General features: G+C 65.2%; 16 protein-coding genes. 8 read left to right on the top strand and 8 right to left on the bottom strand.

From position 1 onward, the window contains the following. Positions 1-368: 368 nt before the first annotated feature. Positions 369-1,217, bottom strand: a complete 849-nt coding sequence (locus FDY95_RS05735) for a hypothetical protein (protein ID WP_138075790.1) — start codon at positions 1,215-1,217, stop codon at positions 369-371. A gap of 192 nt (positions 1,218-1,409) precedes the next feature. Between FDY95_RS05735 and FDY95_RS05730 the strand changes: the two genes are divergently transcribed. The 4 genes from FDY95_RS05730 to FDY95_RS05715 all read left to right on the top strand — a co-directional run bounded on the left by FDY95_RS05730 (position 1,410) and on the right by FDY95_RS05715 (position 3,843). Next, a complete protein-coding gene (locus FDY95_RS05730) occupies positions 1,410-1,982 on the top strand; it encodes a DUF4142 domain-containing protein (protein WP_138075789.1) in 573 nt (190 codons plus the stop codon). A gap of 52 nt (positions 1,983-2,034) precedes the next feature. Further along, positions 2,035-2,274 (top strand): hypothetical protein, encoded by a 240-nt coding sequence (locus tag FDY95_RS05725; RefSeq protein WP_138075788.1) that lies wholly within the window; start codon positions 2,035-2,037, stop codon positions 2,272-2,274. A gap of 132 nt (positions 2,275-2,406) precedes the next feature. Next, on the top strand, positions 2,407-3,009 hold the full coding sequence (locus tag FDY95_RS05720; protein WP_138075787.1) for a DUF4142 domain-containing protein: 603 nt from the start codon (positions 2,407-2,409) through the stop codon (positions 3,007-3,009). A 129-nt stretch (positions 3,010-3,138) separates the two neighbouring features. After that, positions 3,139-3,843, top strand: a complete 705-nt coding sequence (locus FDY95_RS05715) for a TMEM175 family protein (protein WP_171025545.1) — start codon at positions 3,139-3,141, stop codon at positions 3,841-3,843. A gap of 1 nt (position 3,844) precedes the next feature. On the opposite strand, the gene FDY95_RS05710 is transcribed toward FDY95_RS05715, so the two are convergent. Both FDY95_RS05710 and uvrA read right to left on the bottom strand, forming a co-directional pair. Further along, positions 3,845-4,252 (bottom strand): hypothetical protein, encoded by a 408-nt coding sequence (locus tag FDY95_RS05710; protein WP_138075785.1) that lies wholly within the window; start codon positions 4,250-4,252, stop codon positions 3,845-3,847. A gap of 131 nt (positions 4,253-4,383) precedes the next feature. Beyond that, the gene (gene uvrA / locus FDY95_RS05705; protein WP_246073939.1) at positions 4,384-7,476 is read right to left on the bottom strand and encodes an excinuclease ABC subunit UvrA; all 3,093 of its coding nucleotides are present in this window, start codon (positions 7,474-7,476) and stop codon (positions 4,384-4,386) included. Positions 7,477-7,747: 271 nt separating this feature from the next. Here uvrA and FDY95_RS05700 point away from each other — a divergent pair, with 271 nt between their 5' ends. Further along, positions 7,748-8,221, top strand: coding sequence for a hypothetical protein (locus tag FDY95_RS05700; RefSeq protein WP_138075784.1), 474 nt, complete (start codon positions 7,748-7,750; stop codon positions 8,219-8,221). Positions 8,222-8,289: 68 nt separating this feature from the next. On the opposite strand, the gene FDY95_RS05695 is transcribed toward FDY95_RS05700, so the two are convergent. After that, positions 8,290-9,009, bottom strand: coding sequence for an SH3 domain-containing protein (locus FDY95_RS05695; protein WP_138075783.1), 720 nt, complete (start codon positions 9,007-9,009; stop codon positions 8,290-8,292). Positions 9,010-9,193: 184 nt separating this feature from the next. Between FDY95_RS05695 and FDY95_RS05690 the strand changes: the two genes are divergently transcribed. Continuing rightward, the gene (locus FDY95_RS05690; protein WP_138075782.1) at positions 9,194-9,898 is read left to right on the top strand and encodes a hypothetical protein; all 705 of its coding nucleotides are present in this window, start codon (positions 9,194-9,196) and stop codon (positions 9,896-9,898) included. A gap of 131 nt (positions 9,899-10,029) precedes the next feature. Here the strand turns inward: FDY95_RS05690 and FDY95_RS05685 are convergent, their stop codons facing one another. Further along, complete coding sequence (locus FDY95_RS05685) at positions 10,030-11,685, bottom strand: FAD-dependent oxidoreductase (RefSeq protein ID WP_138075781.1); 1,656 nt, start codon at positions 11,683-11,685, stop codon at positions 10,030-10,032. Between the two features lie 82 nt (positions 11,686-11,767). Between FDY95_RS05685 and FDY95_RS05680 the strand changes: the two genes are divergently transcribed. Then, positions 11,768-12,013 (top strand): hypothetical protein, encoded by a 246-nt coding sequence (locus tag FDY95_RS05680; RefSeq protein ID WP_138075780.1) that lies wholly within the window; start codon positions 11,768-11,770, stop codon positions 12,011-12,013. 10 nt (positions 12,014-12,023) lie between these two features. Beyond that, complete coding sequence (locus tag FDY95_RS05675) at positions 12,024-12,557, top strand: DUF3592 domain-containing protein (protein ID WP_171025544.1); 534 nt, start codon at positions 12,024-12,026, stop codon at positions 12,555-12,557. Between the two features lie 69 nt (positions 12,558-12,626). On the opposite strand, the gene FDY95_RS05670 is transcribed toward FDY95_RS05675, so the two are convergent. From FDY95_RS05670 to asnS, 3 genes are all read right to left on the bottom strand, one after another. Next, the gene (locus FDY95_RS05670; protein ID WP_138075778.1) at positions 12,627-13,202 is read right to left on the bottom strand and encodes a transposase; all 576 of its coding nucleotides are present in this window, start codon (positions 13,200-13,202) and stop codon (positions 12,627-12,629) included. A gap of 76 nt (positions 13,203-13,278) precedes the next feature. Beyond that, positions 13,279-15,129, bottom strand: coding sequence for a tail fiber domain-containing protein (locus FDY95_RS05665; protein ID WP_138075777.1), 1,851 nt, complete (start codon positions 15,127-15,129; stop codon positions 13,279-13,281). A 522-nt stretch (positions 15,130-15,651) separates the two neighbouring features. Then, the gene (gene asnS / locus FDY95_RS05660) at positions 15,652-17,046 is read right to left on the bottom strand and encodes an asparagine--tRNA ligase (protein WP_138075776.1); all 1,395 of its coding nucleotides are present in this window, start codon (positions 17,044-17,046) and stop codon (positions 15,652-15,654) included. Positions 17,047-17,059 lie beyond the last annotated feature (13 nt).

Raw genomic sequence — 17,059 nt, 5'->3', positions numbered from 1 at the left:
TCACATAAACAGCCGAGCGCCGTGGCCCCAAGCCACGGCGCTTTTCGTTTGGGGCCGCCCTGACGGTGGCTCCAGTAGTCATTGCGAGGCGTAGCCGAAGCAATCGGTCCTGGCCAACATGCCGACCAAATAAGAAGCACCGACTGAGCCTGGCATCTGCCGTTTCGGGCAGCGCTATTCTCGGGCAGTAATTATTGGGGCGTTTGTGCCGCGAGAGGAAAGATTGCTTCGCTTCGCTCGCAATGACGGCCGGTGCTGCCGTCGGCCGTGGCCCGCTCTTTCCAAAAACAAACAAGCCCCGACGAGGCGCCGGGGCTTGAGGCAGAGGCAGCGGGTGGAGGACGCTGCCGGCAGTGGAAAGCGGCGGATTAGCGAATCCGGATGGTGCGGGTGCGGCCGTTCACCGTCACCGACACGATGTTGTCGCAGGCTTCGGTGCCGGTGGGGTCGTAGTTCAGCAGCAGGGTTTTCTCCTTCGAGGTGTTGATTTCGACGGTGCCCGACACGAACAGGCGGGCGCAGCCGCGCTGGAATACCTTCTTCAGCGGCTGCTGAATGGTGGCGGTGAACGAAACGCCCTTGCGGTTGGTGCCCGAAGCCGAGCCGGTTACCGAATACTCATCGTCGAGGATGGTGCGGGTGCCCTGGCCGGCCGTCTGGGTGTAGGTGCGCTGCGAGGCCCAGGTGAATACCCCCTGCGCGGTGGTGACGCTGGCGGCCTGCACGTCGAGGGTGTAGGTGCCGTTGCCGAGGTAGGTGATGGTGCGGGTGCCGGCGTGGGCGTTGCCGTTGACGGAGTAATTAACCAGCGAAATGACTACCGATGAGCCGGCCTGGCGGTGCTGCCCGCTGAACACGGCTACGATTTGCCCGCGGCGCACGCGCCCGTCGCGGCCGGTGCAGCCGTTCGGATCGAAGGTGATGGTGAGCGTGCGGGTGGCCGCGTCGTAGCTGCGGGTGGCGCAGCCGCTGCCGATGGCGGCCAAGTCGGCAGCCGGGGCGTAAGTACCGGACGTACCGCGGTTTACGTCTTCCGGCGCGTTGGCGTCCACGTACTCATAAGTGGCCGCATCAGCACCTTCAGCGTCGGAGTTGTCTTCGGCCGAATACGTGCTGTCGGGGCCGAAGTCCTTGTCTTTGTTGCAGCTGGCCAACCCGGTCAGCAGGCTGGTACCCAGGGCTGACAGGAGCAGGGAGCGGTAAAAGGAGCGTTTCATGGGAGAGTGGAGATGCAGTGGTGAAGAAAGTGAGGTCCCGGGTTTCGCTGGCTTGGAAGCCCGGGGCCGCCTGGAGTTTAAGCCGGTTCGGAAAAAATTTTCCAAAGCGGGAACTTCTCCGACCAACCGCCGCCACAGCCCGTCGTATAGCCTTGATTGTCGGTTCACTGCCGCTGCTTCGATCCTTCTACCATGCCCATCACCGTTCGTACGCTGCTAGCCGTTCCCCTTTCCCTGCTGCTGGCCTGCGGCTCGGGCGAGCGGGACCCCGTGGCCGATGCCAAGTTTGCCAACGAGCAGCGCATCGGGCGCGAAGACATTACCAAACGCCAGCAACGCGACGCCGACTTTATGGTAGAAGCCGCCACCGGCAGCCGCTTCGCGGCCGAGCTGGGTCAACTGGCACAGCGCCGTGGCAGCAGCCCGGCGCTGCGCGCCTGGGCTCCGCAACTCACGCGCGACGCCACTGCCCTCGGCGACGCGCTGCGCCCCGTGGCCGAGCAGAAGGGCCTCACCCTGCCCGATGGCCTTAGCACCGAGCAGCAGGACATCATCAGCAAGCTCACCAGCCTGAGCGGGCCCGCGTTCGACGGCCGCCTGCTGGAAGCTGCCCGCGACTACCTCGACGATGCCCGCGACGATTTCGACGACATGGGCGACGATGCCTACGACGGCGACATCCGCGCGCTGGCCGCCCGGTACGCCCCCATTCTGAAACAGCACTACCAGCAGGCCGACGAGCTGCACGACCAGCTGAAGCCTTAAGGCCGGCCCGCTCCTTTTCCTACTTCACCCAAGACACCCAAGACACCCGCTTATGAAACGCTCTGCCCTGCTGTTAGCCCTGCCAATGGCCGCCCTACTAAGCCTCAGCGCCTGCTCCGACGGCGCCAAGCGCGACGACGCCACCGCCGGCGACGCCGTTACCGACATCGACAAGGCCCGCGAAGAAGGCGGGGTGAAGTCCGATGCCGTCGTTATCGACAACGACGCGGGCCCGACCGTCACGGCCAATGCCGACTCGGCAGCCGCCGCGCCCGCCGATTCGGCCCGCTAACGCACTTGCTCCCGCCTTGGCTGCGTTCATGCCAAGCTCACGGTCAGGTTTTTATATAGGCATGCAACTACCCGACCGGGCCCGTACAGGCCCGGTCGTTTTCCGCCCCCACAACCCTACACCCCACTACTTATGCACTCATTCACGCTGGCCGCCGTGGCGGCCCTGGCCCTGAGCAGCCTGGGCGCTTGCTCGGGCAACAAAGACCCACAGGAAACCGCTCAGGAGCAGAACGAAGTCAAAAACGACGCCGCCACGCCTTCGACCGAAATGGGCAAGGTGGAGGAGAAAAAGATGGACTTCGACTCGGAATTTCTCACCAAAGCCGCCAGTGGCGGCATGCTGGAAGTGGAATTGGGCAAGCTCGTTAGTCAGAAAGGCGTTTCGGCCGAGGCCAAGCAGTTTGCCCAGCACATGGTGACCGACCATACCAAGGCCAACGAGGAGCTGAAAGCCATTGCCGCCCGGAAGAACATTACCCTGCCCGACGGCCTGGCCGACGACCACAAGGACGTGTACGACGACGTGGCCGACGAAAAAGGGCTGGACATGGACAAGAAGTACCTCAAGGAAATGCAGAAAGACCACGAGGAAGACGTGAAAGAATTCACGGAGGCCTCCGTCAAAGCTTCCGACCCTGACATCAAGGCGTTTGCGACCAAAACCCTGCCCACGCTGAAAATGCACCTCGACATGGTCAACAAAGACCTGCCGAAGGTGGAAGCCATGAAGTAAGCCGCTGCTTCCTAAAGCAGTGCAAAGCCGCCTGGACCTGCTGATCGGGGCGGCTTTTTTGCGCGCAGCATGGCCGGGTTGCTATATTTAGCCAGGCCGCCGACGACACCCCGGGGCCGGGATGCCACCATGAGTCAGCACGCCGAACTGCTCCCGCTGGAGCACCACGACCGGACGGAGTTTCAGCTGGAGCGGCTGATTCTGTTCACCGACGCGGTATTTGCCATTGCCATTACCCTGCTCATCATCGAAATCAAGGTACCGGAGCTGCACCACGCCACCGACCGCGCCGCGCTGAGTGCCTTGCTGCGCCTGACGCCTAAGTTCGTCGGCTTCTTCATTGGCTTCTTCGTCATTGCCATCTATTGGACGGCACACCACCGCATCTTCCGCTTTCTGCACCGCTACGACGGCCGGCTGATCTGGCTGAACATCCTGTTCCTGCTCAGCATCGTGCTCATGCCGTTTACCTCGGCGTACTACAGCGAATACGTCAACGGCGTGAACGTGCCCTTCGTGGTGTACTGCCTGAGCGTGAGCACGACCGGGCTGATGCAGGTGCTGCTGCAGCGCTACCTGCGCAACCCCGCCCACGGCCTCATCGACCCGCGCGACGCTCATCACCCCGACCTGGACATTGTGCGGCCGATGGTGGCGCCGCTGGCATTTGTCATCGGCATTCTGCTCACATTCGTCGCTCCGTGGTGGGTGAGCCGGTTTGCGCCCATGCTCATCTGGCCGCTGATGACGCTCTACGGCCGCCGCTACCGCCGCCTGACGCGCGCGTACGCCGCGGCCCAGCAGCCGCAGGAGCCCGAACCCGTAGCGGCCTAGGCTACTGCCCCGGGGCGGCCGTCCACTGCAGTTTGTAGGTGTCGCAGCTCAGGGCGTTGATATTCATGCGGAAGGTACCCTTGGCGGCCGTTTTGCCGATGTCGCCGTCGAACTCGAAGCGCCAGGCGGTGGCCCCGCCCTTGGGCGGATCGACGACCACGCCGCTGGCTTTGCCGTTTTGAATGGTCAATGCCTGTTTGGGGCCGGCTGTCATCTGCTCCAGCTTGCCGCCGCAGCGCCAGTAGCCCTGGAAGGTCAGGTTCGAGAGGGTTTTGCCGTCGGGCGCCACGTCGAAGCTGATTTTGTCGCCTTTCATGCCGTTGCTGATGGTGCCGGTCCAGTGAACGGGTTTGGGCGGAGCGGCCACCACGGCCACGCCGAGCAGCAGGGGAAATACGAGAACTTTCATGGACGGTGGGTGGGGTGCGAAGAACGAAGCGACCAAAATAAGAAGCTCGACCATTCGGGGCAATAAAAAAACGCCACCAGCTACCGTGAAATAGCTGGTGGCGTTTTTTCGTGGCCGGATGGCCCGCGGGGCTAAGCCGTCTGGTCTTCGCCGTTGTCCTTGCCCGTTTCCACCGGCTTTTCCTCGGCGTACTTGCTGACTTTCAGCTCCTCGGCCAGGAAGCGGGCCGTATGGCTTTTCTTCACCTTGGCCACCTGCTCGGGCGGGCCCTGGGCCACGATGGTACCGCCGCCCGCCCCGCCCTCGGGCCCGAGGTCGATGATGTGGTCGGCAACTTTGATCAGGTCCAGGTTGTGCTCGATGATGAGCACGGTGTTGCCCTTGTCGGCCAGCTTCTGCAGCACGTCGGAGAGGTGGCGGATGTCCTCGAAGTGCAGGCCGGTGGTGGGCTCGTCGAGGATGTAGAAGGTCTGGCCGGTGTCCTTTTTGCTCAGCTCGGTGGCCAGCTTCACGCGCTGCGCCTCCCCGCCCGAGAGCGTGGTGGCCTGCTGCCCGAGCGTGATATAGCCCAGGCCCACATCGGCCAGCGTCTTGATCTTGCGCAGGATACGCGGCTGATTCTCAAAGAACTCTACCGCCTTCTCGATGGTCATGTCGAGCACGTCGGTGATGCTCTTGCCCTTGAAGCGTACTTCCAGCGTTTCGCGGTTGTAGCGGCGGCCCTTGCAGGTTTCGCACTGCACGTGCACGTCGGGTAGGAAGTTCATCTCGATGGTGCGGATGCCGGCGCCCTCGCAGGTTTCGCAGCGCCCGCCCTTCACGTTGAAGGAGAAGCGCCCCGGACCGTAGGCCCGGATTTTGGCCTCCGGCAGGTTGGAGTACAGCTGCCGGATTTCGGTGAACACGCCGGTGTAGGTGGCCGGGTTGGAGCGCGGCGTGCGCCCGATGGGCGACTGGTCGACCTCGATGACCTTGTCCAGGTGCTCCAGCCCCTCGATGGCGCCGAACTGCAGCGGCTCCTTCTTGGCGTTGAAGAAGTGCTTGTTCAGAATCGGGTACAGCGTGTCGTGGATGAGCGACGACTTGCCCGAGCCCGACACGCCCGTCACGGCCACCAGCTTGCCCAGCGGCACTTTCAGGGTGACGTTCTTGAGGTTATGGCCCTTGGCGCCTTTCAGCAGCAGCTCAGTACCGTGGCCTTCGCGCTTTTTCCGGCGCAGCTCGATGTGCTTCTCGCCGCTCAGGTATTGGGCCGTGAGCGAACCGCTGCGCAGGAAGCTGTCCGGGTCGCCCTCGGCCACCACGTGCCCGCCGTGGATGCCCGCGCCGGGGCCGATGTCGAGCACGTGGTCGGCGTGGATGATCATGTCCTTGTCGTGCTCCACCACGATGACGGAGTTGCCCAGGTCGCGCAGGTGCTTCAAGGCATTGATCAGCCGCTCGTTGTCGCGCTGGTGCAGGCCGATGCTGGGTTCGTCCATGATGTAGAGCACGCCCACCAGCTGCGTGCCGATCTGGGTAGCCAGGCGGATGCGCTGCGACTCGCCGCCCGACAGGGTCCGCACGGAGCGGTGCAGGTTCAGGTACTCCAGGCCCACTTCCAGCAGGAAGCCGATGCGCTTGCGGATTTCCTTAAGCAGCTCCCGGGCAATAAGGTTCTGGCGGTCGGTCAGCCGCTCCTCCAAGCCTTCGAACCAGCGGCTCAGCTCGCCGATATCCATCACCGACAGCTCGCCGATGTGCTTGTGGTCGATTTTGAAGTGCAGGGACTCTTTCTTCAGGCGGTAGCCGTGGCACTCCGGACACTCGGTGGCCTGGGTGTACTGCTGAATCCACTCGCGGATGTTGTCCGATTCCGACTCCATCTGCCGGCGCAGGAAGGGAATGATGCCCTCGAACGGCTCGGAGTAGGTGGCTTTCTTCTTGTCGTCCTCGTCCTCCGGCTCGGGCACACCGTTGAGCAGACGCTCCACCAGCTCCCGCGGCAGCTTCTCGATGGGCGTGGTCAATGACACCTTGTGCTTCTTCAGAATCAGGTTCATCTGCTGGAAAATCCAGATGTCGCGGTACTCACCCAGGGGCGCGATGCCGCCGCGGCTGATGCTCAGCTTGGGGTCGGGAATGACGGATTCCTCGGTAATCTGCTGAATCTCGCCCAGGCCGTTGCAAACGGGGCAGGCGCCGTAGGGCGAGTTGAAGGAGAAGGTATTCGGCGCCGGGTCGTCGTAGGCAATGCCCGTCGACGGGTCCATCAGGAAGCGCGAGAAGAACTGCGTCTTGTTCGCGTCCGGGTCGAGCACCAGGGCGGTGCCCTTGCCGTGCGTCAGCGCCGACTGCATGGAGCCGGACAGCCGGAACCGGTCGTCCTCCTTCACCACCAGCCGATCGATGACGATTTCGATGTCGTGGATTTTGTAGCGGTCCACCTGCATCTTGCTGGTAATGTCCAGCAGCTCCCCGTCGACGCGCACCTTGGTGAAGCCCAGCTTGGCTACCTGCTGGAACAGCTCGCGGTAGTGGCCCTTGCGGCCCTTCACCACGGGGGCCAGCACCACCAGCTTGCGGCCCTCGAAGTGCTTGAGGATGTAGTTGATGATCTGGTCATCGCTCTGCCGGATCATCTTCTTGCCCGTCACGTAGCTGAAGGCTTCGGCGGTACGGGCATAGAACAGGCGCAGGAAGTCGTATATCTCGGTGATGGTGCCCACCGTGGAACGCGGGTTGCGCGAGGTCGTCTTCTGCTCGATGCTGATAACCGGCGAAAGGCCCTCAATCTTGTCCACGTCGGGGCGCTCCAGCCCGCCCATGAAGGAGCGGGCGTAGGCCGAAAACGTCTCCATGTAGCGGCGCTGCCCCTCGGCGTAAATGGTATCGAAGGCCAAGGAGGACTTGCCCGAGCCGCTGATGCCGGTAAACACTACCAGCTTGCCGCGCGGAATCTGCACCGATACGTTTTTGAGGTTGTGCTCCCGGGCCCCGTACACCTCGATGAACGGCGCCTCAATGGTAGCCGCCGAGGAGTGCGTAGCCGACGTGGCCGGCGCGGCTACGGCCGTAGCCGCGGGCGCGTGGCCGTTGCCGCCGGGCGCCGCGGTCAGCGCGGCCCCGTTGGCGTCGGGCTTGGAAGCAGCTGCCTTGCGGGGCTTGGCGGCAGCGGTGGACGTTTTGGGCGCCTTGGCCGGGGCCTCGGCTGCGGCCGGGGCCGCTGGTTTTTTCTTAGCCATGCAGTGCGTAGCAGATAAGCCCGCGAAAGTACGTTAAAAGCCTCCCGCATGCCAGCCGCAACAAGTTATTTGCTAGCGGAATTAGCCAGATTGGCTAAGCGGGTTGCAGAAGGTTTTAACCCCGATGGCGGCAATTTCGTTCGGGCTTCCCGAGTTCTACCCCGGTCGTTTCGGCCACTGCCTTCCAGGTTACGTATTGCGCTGCGGCGCAGTTTGGCGACGTTCTTGCCTTACGCCCGCCAACACCGATTCCTCCATCTACTCATCTCCCATGAAAACGCTCTCAAAAACCTTCTTCGCGGCCCTGCTCCTGTTGGGCACGGCTGGCGCCTTCACCGATGCCCAAGCCCAGGTAACCATTAATATCAACCCGCCGAGCTGGGGCCCAGCCGCACCGGCCGGCACCCAGTACTACTACGTGCCCGAGTACGGCGGCTACTACGACCTGCGCGCCCAGCAGTACATCGTGCAGCAAAACGGCCAGTGGATGCGCGTGGCCTCCCTCAACGGCTACGACCCGCGCGGCTTTCACCCCGTCGTCATCGACTACGTGGGGGCCCAGCCCTGGGTGTACGTGACCCAGCACAAGGCCAAGTACGGCCACCCGCACGGCATGCCTCCCGGCCAGGCCAAGAAGATGAAGGGCGCCTACGTGGTGCCCGCCGGCACCAACGTCATCGTGGTGGACGACCACGGCGGCAAGGGCAAAGGCAATGGCAAGGGTAAAGGCCACGGCAAGCACTAAGCGCGGCGGCTTCTGCAGCCTGACTCACAGCCAAACCGGCGCTACCTGCCCAGGTAGCGCCGGTTTTTTTATTGCCCCGAACATGGACCGTTCAGGTTCACATCGGCCTCGGCCACGTAGCCGGGAGCAGCCTGGCCAGGCACCTCGATTTCCGTCCAGCCCTTGCCGGTTGCGCTGGTCTGCGCCCGGATGCGGGCGTAGCTGCCTGCCGGTATAAGGCTAATCTGCGCGGCGTTACCGGCCGGGCGGGCGCGTACCGGGACCGGGTGCGTAGCCATCAGCAGGCACCCGGCGGGCGGAGCCTGCACCAGCGGCAAGTCGGCACAAGCCGGGGCGGCCGGCCCGAAGGCGTCGGCGGCCCGCACCCAGCGCAGGCGGAAAACGCCCACGTTGGCGGCCTGGGCCGTGGCCGGGTCGAAGCCCACCCAGCCGTCGGCGGTGCGGGCAAGCAGCGTTACGTTCTCGCCGCTCGTCAGCTGGCCGAACTTCGGGGCCTTCGCGCCGGGCCGCTGGTAGACGGTCGCGGCCCGCGCGGCGACCCGCGCGCACCGGTTGGCGGCGGTGGGCTGAAACGGGACGGGCCAGACCACGGCCGCACTCGTGGCGGAATCAGCGGTGCCGCTGATGATGGCGGGCGGCACCGGCGTAACCGGCGAATCGGGGTCGGACACCAGGGAGTCGGCGGGCACGGGCGGCGGGCCGCTGTCGACGGCGGCATCAGCGGGCTTTTCCTGGGAGCAGGCCAGCAGCAGGCAGCTGCTCAGCAGGAGCAGGTGTAAGCGAAACATGGTTGGTAATCAGCAATAAGTGGAATGAGGAAGACTCACCGGTGCCGAACGGCCGGCACCGGTGAGTCTTCATACGAAAGCCGGCGGCGGGGTGCTATCTTGTACTGAACGCTCCACCCGCTGGTGGAAAATTATGGTGCTGTTTTTGCGTTGACGGCGAGTAACTTCTCTGTTTTCCCTTCTCATGAAACCATTGCTCAAATCAGCCCTGCCGCTGCTACTGCTGGCGCTGCTCTACGGCAGCCCCATGCAGGCCCAGGTGCAGGTCAACGTGAACGTAGGCGCGCCCGCCTGGGGCCCGCCCGTCGGCCCCGGGGTGCAGTACTACTACATTCCCGAAATCGACGGCTACTACGACCTCTACACCCAGTCGTACGTGTACTTCGACCCCTACTACAACACCTGGGTTAGCGCCCCGGCCCTGCCGGCCGCCTACTACGCCGGCTACGACCCGCGCTACTTCCACCCGGTGGTGGTGCAGTACGTGGGCCGGCAGCCCTGGGGCCTGATCTACGACCACCGCGGCTACTGCAACTCCCGCGGCTGGCGCCCCGGCTACTACCGCTCGGCCCCCGGCCCGCGCTGGCAGGGTGGCTACGGCGGCTACGGCTACCGCAGCCAGAACGGCGGCCGCTACGACAACCAGCCCTACGCCCACAACGGCCCCGGCCGCGGCGGCTACCAGGGCGGTAACTCGCAGGGCGGCCGTTACGACAACGACGACCGGCGCGGCGGTGGCTACGACGGCCGCCGCGACCAACCCAACGGCGGTGGCCGCCCCGACTACGGGCAGGGTCAGCCCGGCCGGGGTCAGGGCGGCTTCGGCGGCAATGGCAACGGCAACCCTGGCAACAACGGCCACGGCGGTGGCCGGGGCCGCGTGCGTTAGGCCGGCTCCTTGAATCAGCGAAAAAGCCGCCCCGGTCATTTGGCCGGGGCGGCTTTTTTATGTTCAGCAATGCCCGCAGCCGTGCTGGACGTTGCTCGACTCTTTTTTCATCCGACGAGTTAAAAAGCTCACTACCGCGCCTGTGCCGCCCGCAGCCGCTCGGCCCAGTCGACCTCGCGGCGGGCTTCGGCGGGCGTGGGCATGCGGTCCAGCGCCAGCAGGGCTTCGATGCAAATCATATCCGCGTCGCGGTTCATGGCGGCGGCGGCCAAGATGCGGCCCTCGCCCACGTACAGGGCCAGGAAGTTCTGCTGCTCGACTTCGCCGTGGTAGATGATGTCGTCCCAGTGCGTGGCGTGGCCGGCGTAGCGCAGGCTTTTGCCGAACTGCTGCGTCCAGAAGAAGGGTATTTTATTGAACGACTCGGCCCGACCCAACATGTTGAGCGCGGCCACGCGGCCCTGCTGCTGCGCCACCCGCCAGTGCTCGATGCGCGTGCGGCCACCCGCCGGGTGCAGCTCGAACGCGGCCACGTCGCCGGCGGCCCAGATGCCTTTCTGCACGCCCAGCCGCTTGCCTACCTTCAGGCCTCCATCCTTAGTCATCGGCAGGTCGTCTTTCAGAAAATCGGTAGCCGGCCGCACCCCGATGCCCAGTACCACCACGTCGGCCGGCAGCGTTTCACCCGATTTCAGCACTACCGTCGCCAGCTGCCCCGTCGGGCCGGTACGCAATTCGGCTACTTCCGCCCCGCCCCGAAAGCTGACGCCCTTTGCCGCGTGCAGCCCGCGAAACATGGCGCCAATGCGCGGCCCCAGCACCCGTTCAAACGGCTCGGCTTCCTGGGCCAATACCGTCACGGTGCGCCCCGGCTGCCCGGCCAGGCTGGCCGCCGCTTCCATCCCGATAAAGCTGCCGCCGATGACGACCACGTGCCGGGCATCCTGGGCCGCGTCGCGCAGGCGGTGCGCGTCGGCGTGGCTGCGGAGCACGAACAGGCCCGGCAAATCGTGGCCGGGCACGGCGGCGGGGAGGGCGCGCGGCGTGCTGCCGGGGCACAGCAGCAGCGCGTCGTAGTGAAGCGGCGCCCGGCCATCGGCGAAGTGCAGCTCGTGTTTGGCCGCGTCCAGCCCGCTGACGGGTGTTTCGGTCAGGCGCTCGATGTGGTAGTCGCGGTAAAACGAGTCGTAGCGCAGCGGCAGGTGCGCGTCGTCGGTCTTGCCGGCGAGGTAGGCTTTGCTGAGCTTGGTGCGGTCGTAGGGCGCCTCGGCCTCGGCCCCAATGAGCAGCACGCGCCCGGCAAAGCCTTCGGTGCGCAGCGTCTGGGCGGCCATCTGCCCGGCGGTGCCGGCCCCTACGATGACGAACACGCGGGCGTCGGTGGGGCGCCCCTGACGCAGTGCCGGAGCCGCCCCGCCCGTTTCGGCCGTCGGCGTAGCGTCGGGCGACGCGGGCACTTTGGGCGCGGCCGGGGGCAGCGTCACCCACAGGCGGCCGTCGACTTCGCGCAACGGGTACCGGGGCAAATCGTCCAGGGCGGGCGGCTCGCAGAGCTTGCCATCGGCCACCCGGAAGCAGGCGTGGTGCCAGGGGCAGACGAGCTGCTCGCCCACCAGCCGGCCTTTTTCCAGCGGGGCGCCGTAGTGCGGGCAGTGCGCGGCAAAGGCGCGGTACTGCCCGTGGTGGCGCAGCAGCAGCACCTGGGTATCGGCGGCGGGAAAGGCTTTCAGCTCCCCGTCGCGCAGGGCGTCGGCGGGGGCCAGGTCAAATTCCGGGGAATCGGCCATGAGAACGGGGCGGCAGGGGTGACAACTGCTACTCCCAACGTTTACGTGCCCACTTGGGTTAAGCAGCTAAATCCCCCACGCCATGAGCGACTACCGCCCCATCAGCTGTTCCTTCTACGACGAGCTGGAAGCCCGCGCCACCACCCGGCAGCGCTGCGTCCTGCATTTCCGCGAAACGCCCGCCGCCCCGCTCAGCACCCGCGAAGGCGTCATTCAAGACCTCTACATCCGCGCCAAAGTGGAGTACCTGCGCCTGACCGACGGTTTCGAGTTGCGCCTCGACAAGCTGGCGGCGGTGGATGACCGGGAGCTGCGCAACTACTGCTAGCTTTGGCGGCATGGCCCCCAGCCCTGCTTCTACCGCCGGCCGTCCCCACGCGGCGCACTACATTGCCTCCTTGGTAGCGGCGGTGTTCTGCGTGGTGCTGCTCTACCTGGCGGCGCAGGAGGCGCGGGGCGTGCTGGCCCGGCGCACCGAGGGCGTACCGCTCGTCGGTACCGTGACACAGCGGCGCGTAATTCTGCCTTCATCCGATAAAAACGACAAGCGCGCCACTACCCGCAAGCCCGGCGACGCTACCATTGAGTACAGCGTCGCGGCCAGCTACCAGGGCCGTGCGGTGCGGCTGGTCAACCGCTTCCACAACTCCCCGGCGACTTACCAGGTAGGCGACAAAGTGCCCATCATCTATGTACCAACTCAGCCCGAGCACAGCCGCCTGGCCACCACCACCGAGCAGTACGGGCAGCTGCTGCAGCTCACGGGCTTTGGCCTGCTGAGCGGCTTTGCGGCGGCGCTGCTGTGGCTGCGCCGAGCTACAGCCGGGGCGTTGTTTGGCGACTCGCCTAAGCGGCCGGGCAGTACACACTGACAGTAGGTGTTGCATTATTCAGAAGCCACTAACCCGCGTACTGTTCCACCCTGATTTAGCTTTGGTGCTCTAGATGGCTGTTATGGACAAGTGGTCAGAAACACACCTTTTGCTAATAGCTAAGGTGACAAAGGCAAGAAAGTGAAACTGCTGCATCGTCAGGGCCAAGCATTCGTAGTCGCGGGCCAGGCGGTGGAAGCGGGCGGCCCAGCCGAAGCTGCGTTCAACGACCCACCGGCGGGGCAACAGGACGAATCCCTTCCGGCCTTCGAGCTTGACAACAACCTGTAAGTCAATGGTGTGCACAGCGGCGCACGCCGTTTCTTCGCCCGTGTAGCCCTGGTCCGGGTAGGCGACCTGCAGCTTCTGGCCCGTGACGCGCTGCACCTGTTCACAGAGGGCAGCGACTTGCCCGCGGTCCGGCTCGTTGGCCGTTGTGACCACGGCAGCCAGCAAATGGCCCAGCGTGTCCACGGCCACATGCACCTTGCTGCCCTGGCGCCGCTTGGCGCCATCATAGCCCGGGCGTACTCTGAATCGTGCGCGAGTCCAGAATAATGGCGGTTGGGTAGGCCCCGCACCCGGCCAGCAGCCGCGCCAACTCGCGCAAATCAGCCAGCAGGTACTCGAAACGGCGGTTGTCACGCCAGCGGCCCCACTGTTTAAAGGTTATGGATAAAAGTAAGTGCACCGGAGCGGACGGACCGCTCCGGTGCGGGTGTTACCGCCGGGCCTGCCCCTCCCCGGCCGCCTCCAGCCGCCGCAGCCGGGTCTCGAAGGTTTCCAGCGTGGCGGTGGCTTGGGCTTTAGCGGCGGTAGCTTGGGCTTTCACCATTTGTAATTCGGCCTGAGCGTGGGCGGCACGGGCTTGGAGGGCCTCAATCTGCTGCTGCTGCTCCTTGAGGGCCTCGATGAGCACGGGCGTGAGCTGGGCGTAGTTGACGGCCTTATAGCCATCGGCGCCGGTGCTCACCAACTCGGGGTACACTTGCTCGACTTCCTGCGCCAGCAGGCCCACCTGGCTGGCCCCGGCTGTGCCGCCGTGCTGCACCCCCAGCGCGTTCCACTCGTAGCGCACCCCGCGCAGGGCCAGCACGGCGGCCAGGGCGCTGCCCAGGGGACGAACGTTGGTTTTGAAGCGTCGGTCGGAGGTGACGTTCACCCCGTTCACCGTCATGGAGCCCGTCACCGCGGCGTTGCCGTTCACCTTCAGCGCCGTGGCGTTGGCTCCGTACACGTTTAGGGTGCCGCCCGAACTGAGCAGGCGGCTGCTGTAGTCCACGCCGCTGGTTTCGGCCAGGTCGACGTAGGGCGTGACGGCCGTGGCGCCGCCGCGCAGCTCCAGGTTAGGGTTGCCGGTGGGCGGACCGCTGAGGATGGCCCCCGTGCCGCTGGCCACGCCGCTGTTGCCCGTGATTACGTGCAGGCCCCCGCCGGGGGTGCTGATGCCGATACCCACGGTGCCGTTGCCCAGTACTCGCAGCAGCGGGGTGCCGTCCGCGTCCTGGGTGGCCTCCTGACTTACGTCGAGGGCGGCGGCGGTACCAGTGGCGGCTATTTTAACGGCTAAGCCGGAGGCGTTGCTGGCGGTGCTGGCGTTGTAGAACATGCCCACGTAGCCCGCTTGGCTGGCGGCCCAGGCCAGGGAGCCGGGGTTGCCGCCGGTGCCTTCGCTGCCGATGATGTTGGTGGCCGTATTGGCCAGCTGCGAGTAGGGCGTGGTGGTATTGATGCCCACCCGCCCCGCGCTGGTAATGGCAATGCCCGTGGCGCCGCCGTTGCCCACCAAGTAGTACGGGCCCAGGTTGAAGTTGCCCCCAGCCACCGTGGGGGCGGGCACCGGCTGCCAGGTACCGTAGCCGGCGCCGTCCGACGTCAGCACCTTGCCCGCGCCCTGGGTGCCATCGACGATGCGAATGGCCGAGCCGGTGCCGTTGTAGCCCGGGTTCTGGCAGATGCCTACCCAGCGCAGGGGCGTGGTGATGTTGCCCGCCGAGAAAAAGCCCGCCCAGCCGCCGCCACGGTAGGCCGTGGCCCAGATGCCGTAGTCGTTGGCCGTGCTGGTACCCTCGGGCAGCTTGCCGTAGCCCGAGAGGATGGCGCGGGAGTACTTCGCCCCGAAGTTGCTGCGGGTGATGAGCGCGGCGCTCTGCGTGCCCACGCTGGCGTTCAACTCCACCTGGGCGGCGGAGTCGCCCAGGGAGTTGCTTACGCTGCCCAGCAGGCGCTGCTCGTTCAGGTTTAAGGTCTGGGTGGCCGTGTGGTTGCCCAGGTTGTCGGCCCCCAGGCGCACCCAGGCCGTGCCGTCGTAGGCATACAGGCCGGGCGTGCCGTCGGTGAGGTAGATGAGCAGGCCCGGCACGGGCGGGGCGGTGGTGCTGGCCGTGAGGGCGTCGCGCTGGGCCACCGTCAGGCGGGGCAGCAGCAGCCCCTTGCTGGTGCTGCGCACTTCCAGCGCCGCCGAGGCGGCGGGGCTGGTGGTGCCGATGCCCACCGAGCCGGTGGTCTGGGCCAGCGCGGCGGGCGCGGCAGCCGTCAGCAGCAGGGCTGCTAGCAGGTACTTATGAATCATGGCAAGAGGTGTGGAGGTAGAGCGTGATGGTGGCCCCGATACGCAGGCACGATAAAGGTAAGGCGAATGCCTAGGCGTTTTTGTCGCATGTTGATGCGACAAAAACGCCCGGCCTAGGTGCAGCAGGATGGGTTTGGGCGGGCGCGGCGGACGGACTTCCGGTAAAGCCCGCGCGGCGGGGCCGCTCGTTACCCAGCAGCGGGCACGGCTTCGGTGGCCTGCGCTTTCTTAGCCAGCCAGGACGCATGCAGCAGGTGTATCCCCCAGCCGTTTATCTTCACTTCAATCCATGACCAGTCAGCCGGCGGCCAAGCGGTAAACGTGGCTCGTACGACGAACGTCTTCCAACTGACGGTGCCGAAATACCGCAGCGTCCAGACTAGGGCATTCCCAAAATCAGTTGATACCCTCATGCCCACAACATACAAAAAGCCGCTCCGGTCAAGTGACCGGGCGGCTTTGAGTGTTGGCTAAGGATAAGCTATGCTAGCCGGACGTTGTTGTTTGGCGCCGCCTGAGCGCTTAAAACTCCGCGTTCTTCGGGAAGCGCGGGAAGGGAATCACGTCGCGGATGTTGGTCATGCCGGTCACGAAGAGCACCAGGCGCTCGAAGCCCAGGCCGAAGCCCGAGTGCGGGGCGGCGCCGAAGCGGCGGGTGTCGAGGTACCACCACAGCTCGTCCTCGGGCACGTGCATTTCCTGCATGCGGCCGCGCAGCTTCTCCAGGTCTTCCTCGCGCTGCGAGCCGCCGATGATTTCGCCGATGCCGGGGAAAAGCACGTCCATGGCGCGCACGGTGCGGCCGTCCTCGTCGAGCTTCATGTAGAAGGCCTTGATGTCCTTCGGGTAGTTCGTCAGAATCACCGGCTTCTTGAAGTGCTTCTCCACCAGGTACCGCTCGTGCTCCGACTGCAGATCGGTGCCCCAGTCCACCGGGAATTCAAACTTCTGCTTGGCCGTCTTCAGGATATCCACTGCCTCGGTATAGGTCAGGCGCTGGAAGTCGTTGTCGATGACGAAGCGCAGGCGGTTGAGCAGCTCCTTGTCGTACTGGTCGTTGAGGAACTGCAGATCGGCCGGGCACTTCTCCAGGGCGTAGCGCACCAGGTAGCGCAGGAAATCCTCCGCCAGGTCCATGTTGTCTTGCAGGTCGTAGAAGGCCATTTCCGGCTCGATCATCCAGAACTCGGCCAGGTGGCGGGCCGTGTTGGAGTTTTCGGCGCGGAAAGTCGGCCCGAAGGTATACACCTGGCCCAGGGCCATGGCGGCCAGCTCGCCCTCCAGCTGCCCCGAAACGGTCAGGTTGGTGGCTTTGCCGAAGAAGTCCTCCGAATAGTCGACCTGCCCGGCGTCGTTGAGCGGCGGGTTCTGGTCGGGCAGGGTGGTCACGCGGAACATCTGGCCCGCGCCCTCGGCGTCGGAGCCGGTGATGATGGGCGTGTGGACGTAGAAGAAGCCCCGGTCGTTGAAGTACTGGTGAATGCCGAAGGCCAGCGCGTGGCGCAGGCGCAGCACCGCCCCGAAGGTGTTGGTGCGGGGGCGCAGGTGGGCAATTTCGCGCAGGAATTCCAGGGAGTGGCCCTTCTTCTGCAGCGGGTAGGTCTCGGGGTCGGCCTTGCCCAGCACCTCGATTTCGAGAGCCTGCACTTCAGTGGCCTGGCCCTTGCCCTGCGAGGCCACCAGCTTGCCGCGCACGGCAATGCACGAGCCGGTGGTGACGTCCTTCAGCGTTTCCTCCGGAAACTTCTCAGCGTCGGCTACTACCTGCAGATTATTGATGGTCGAGCCGTCGTTGACGGCAATAAACTGCACGTATTTGTTGCCGCGGCGGGTTCGCACCCAGCCTTTTACGAGCACTTCGCGGTCCAGCTCCTGGCTGGTCAGCAGCGCCTCTACGCTTGATCTTCTGACGGACATCGTCTTAGCAATG

The organism is Hymenobacter jeollabukensis (assembly GCF_005771675.1).
Lineage (GTDB): Bacteria > Bacteroidota > Bacteroidia > Cytophagales > Hymenobacteraceae > Solirubrum > Solirubrum jeollabukense.
The sequence above is the reverse complement of the archived record's forward strand: the minus strand, read 5'-3'. Positions and strand labels throughout refer to the sequence as shown.

Coding starts and splice junctions, on each gene's coding strand:
- FDY95_RS05680 (WP_138075780.1), top strand. CDS start 11,768: ATGAGCGACTACCGCCCCATCAGCTGTTCCTTCTACGACGAGCTGGAA.
- FDY95_RS05730 (WP_138075789.1), top strand. CDS start 1,410: ATGCCCATCACCGTTCGTACGCTGCTAGCCGTTCCCCTTTCCCTGCTG.
- asnS (WP_138075776.1), bottom strand. CDS start 17,046: ATGTCCGTCAGAAGATCAAGCGTAGAGGCGCTGCTGACCAGCCAGGAG.
- FDY95_RS05710 (WP_138075785.1), bottom strand. CDS start 4,252: ATGAAAGTTCTCGTATTTCCCCTGCTGCTCGGCGTGGCCGTGGTGGCC.
- FDY95_RS05725 (WP_138075788.1), top strand. CDS start 2,035: ATGAAACGCTCTGCCCTGCTGTTAGCCCTGCCAATGGCCGCCCTACTA.
- FDY95_RS05735 (WP_138075790.1), bottom strand. CDS start 1,217: ATGAAACGCTCCTTTTACCGCTCCCTGCTCCTGTCAGCCCTGGGTACC.
- FDY95_RS05720 (WP_138075787.1), top strand. CDS start 2,407: ATGCACTCATTCACGCTGGCCGCCGTGGCGGCCCTGGCCCTGAGCAGC.
- FDY95_RS05675 (WP_171025544.1), top strand. CDS start 12,024: ATGGCCCCCAGCCCTGCTTCTACCGCCGGCCGTCCCCACGCGGCGCAC.
- FDY95_RS05665 (WP_138075777.1), bottom strand. CDS start 15,129: ATGATTCATAAGTACCTGCTAGCAGCCCTGCTGCTGACGGCTGCCGCG.
- uvrA (WP_246073939.1), bottom strand. CDS start 7,476: ATGGCTAAGAAAAAACCAGCGGCCCCGGCCGCAGCCGAGGCCCCGGCC.
- FDY95_RS05690 (WP_138075782.1), top strand. CDS start 9,194: ATGAAACCATTGCTCAAATCAGCCCTGCCGCTGCTACTGCTGGCGCTG.
- FDY95_RS05700 (WP_138075784.1), top strand. CDS start 7,748: ATGAAAACGCTCTCAAAAACCTTCTTCGCGGCCCTGCTCCTGTTGGGC.
- FDY95_RS05685 (WP_138075781.1), bottom strand. CDS start 11,685: ATGGCCGATTCCCCGGAATTTGACCTGGCCCCCGCCGACGCCCTGCGC.
- FDY95_RS05695 (WP_138075783.1), bottom strand. CDS start 9,009: ATGTTTCGCTTACACCTGCTCCTGCTGAGCAGCTGCCTGCTGCTGGCC.
- FDY95_RS05715 (WP_171025545.1), top strand. CDS start 3,139: ATGAGTCAGCACGCCGAACTGCTCCCGCTGGAGCACCACGACCGGACG.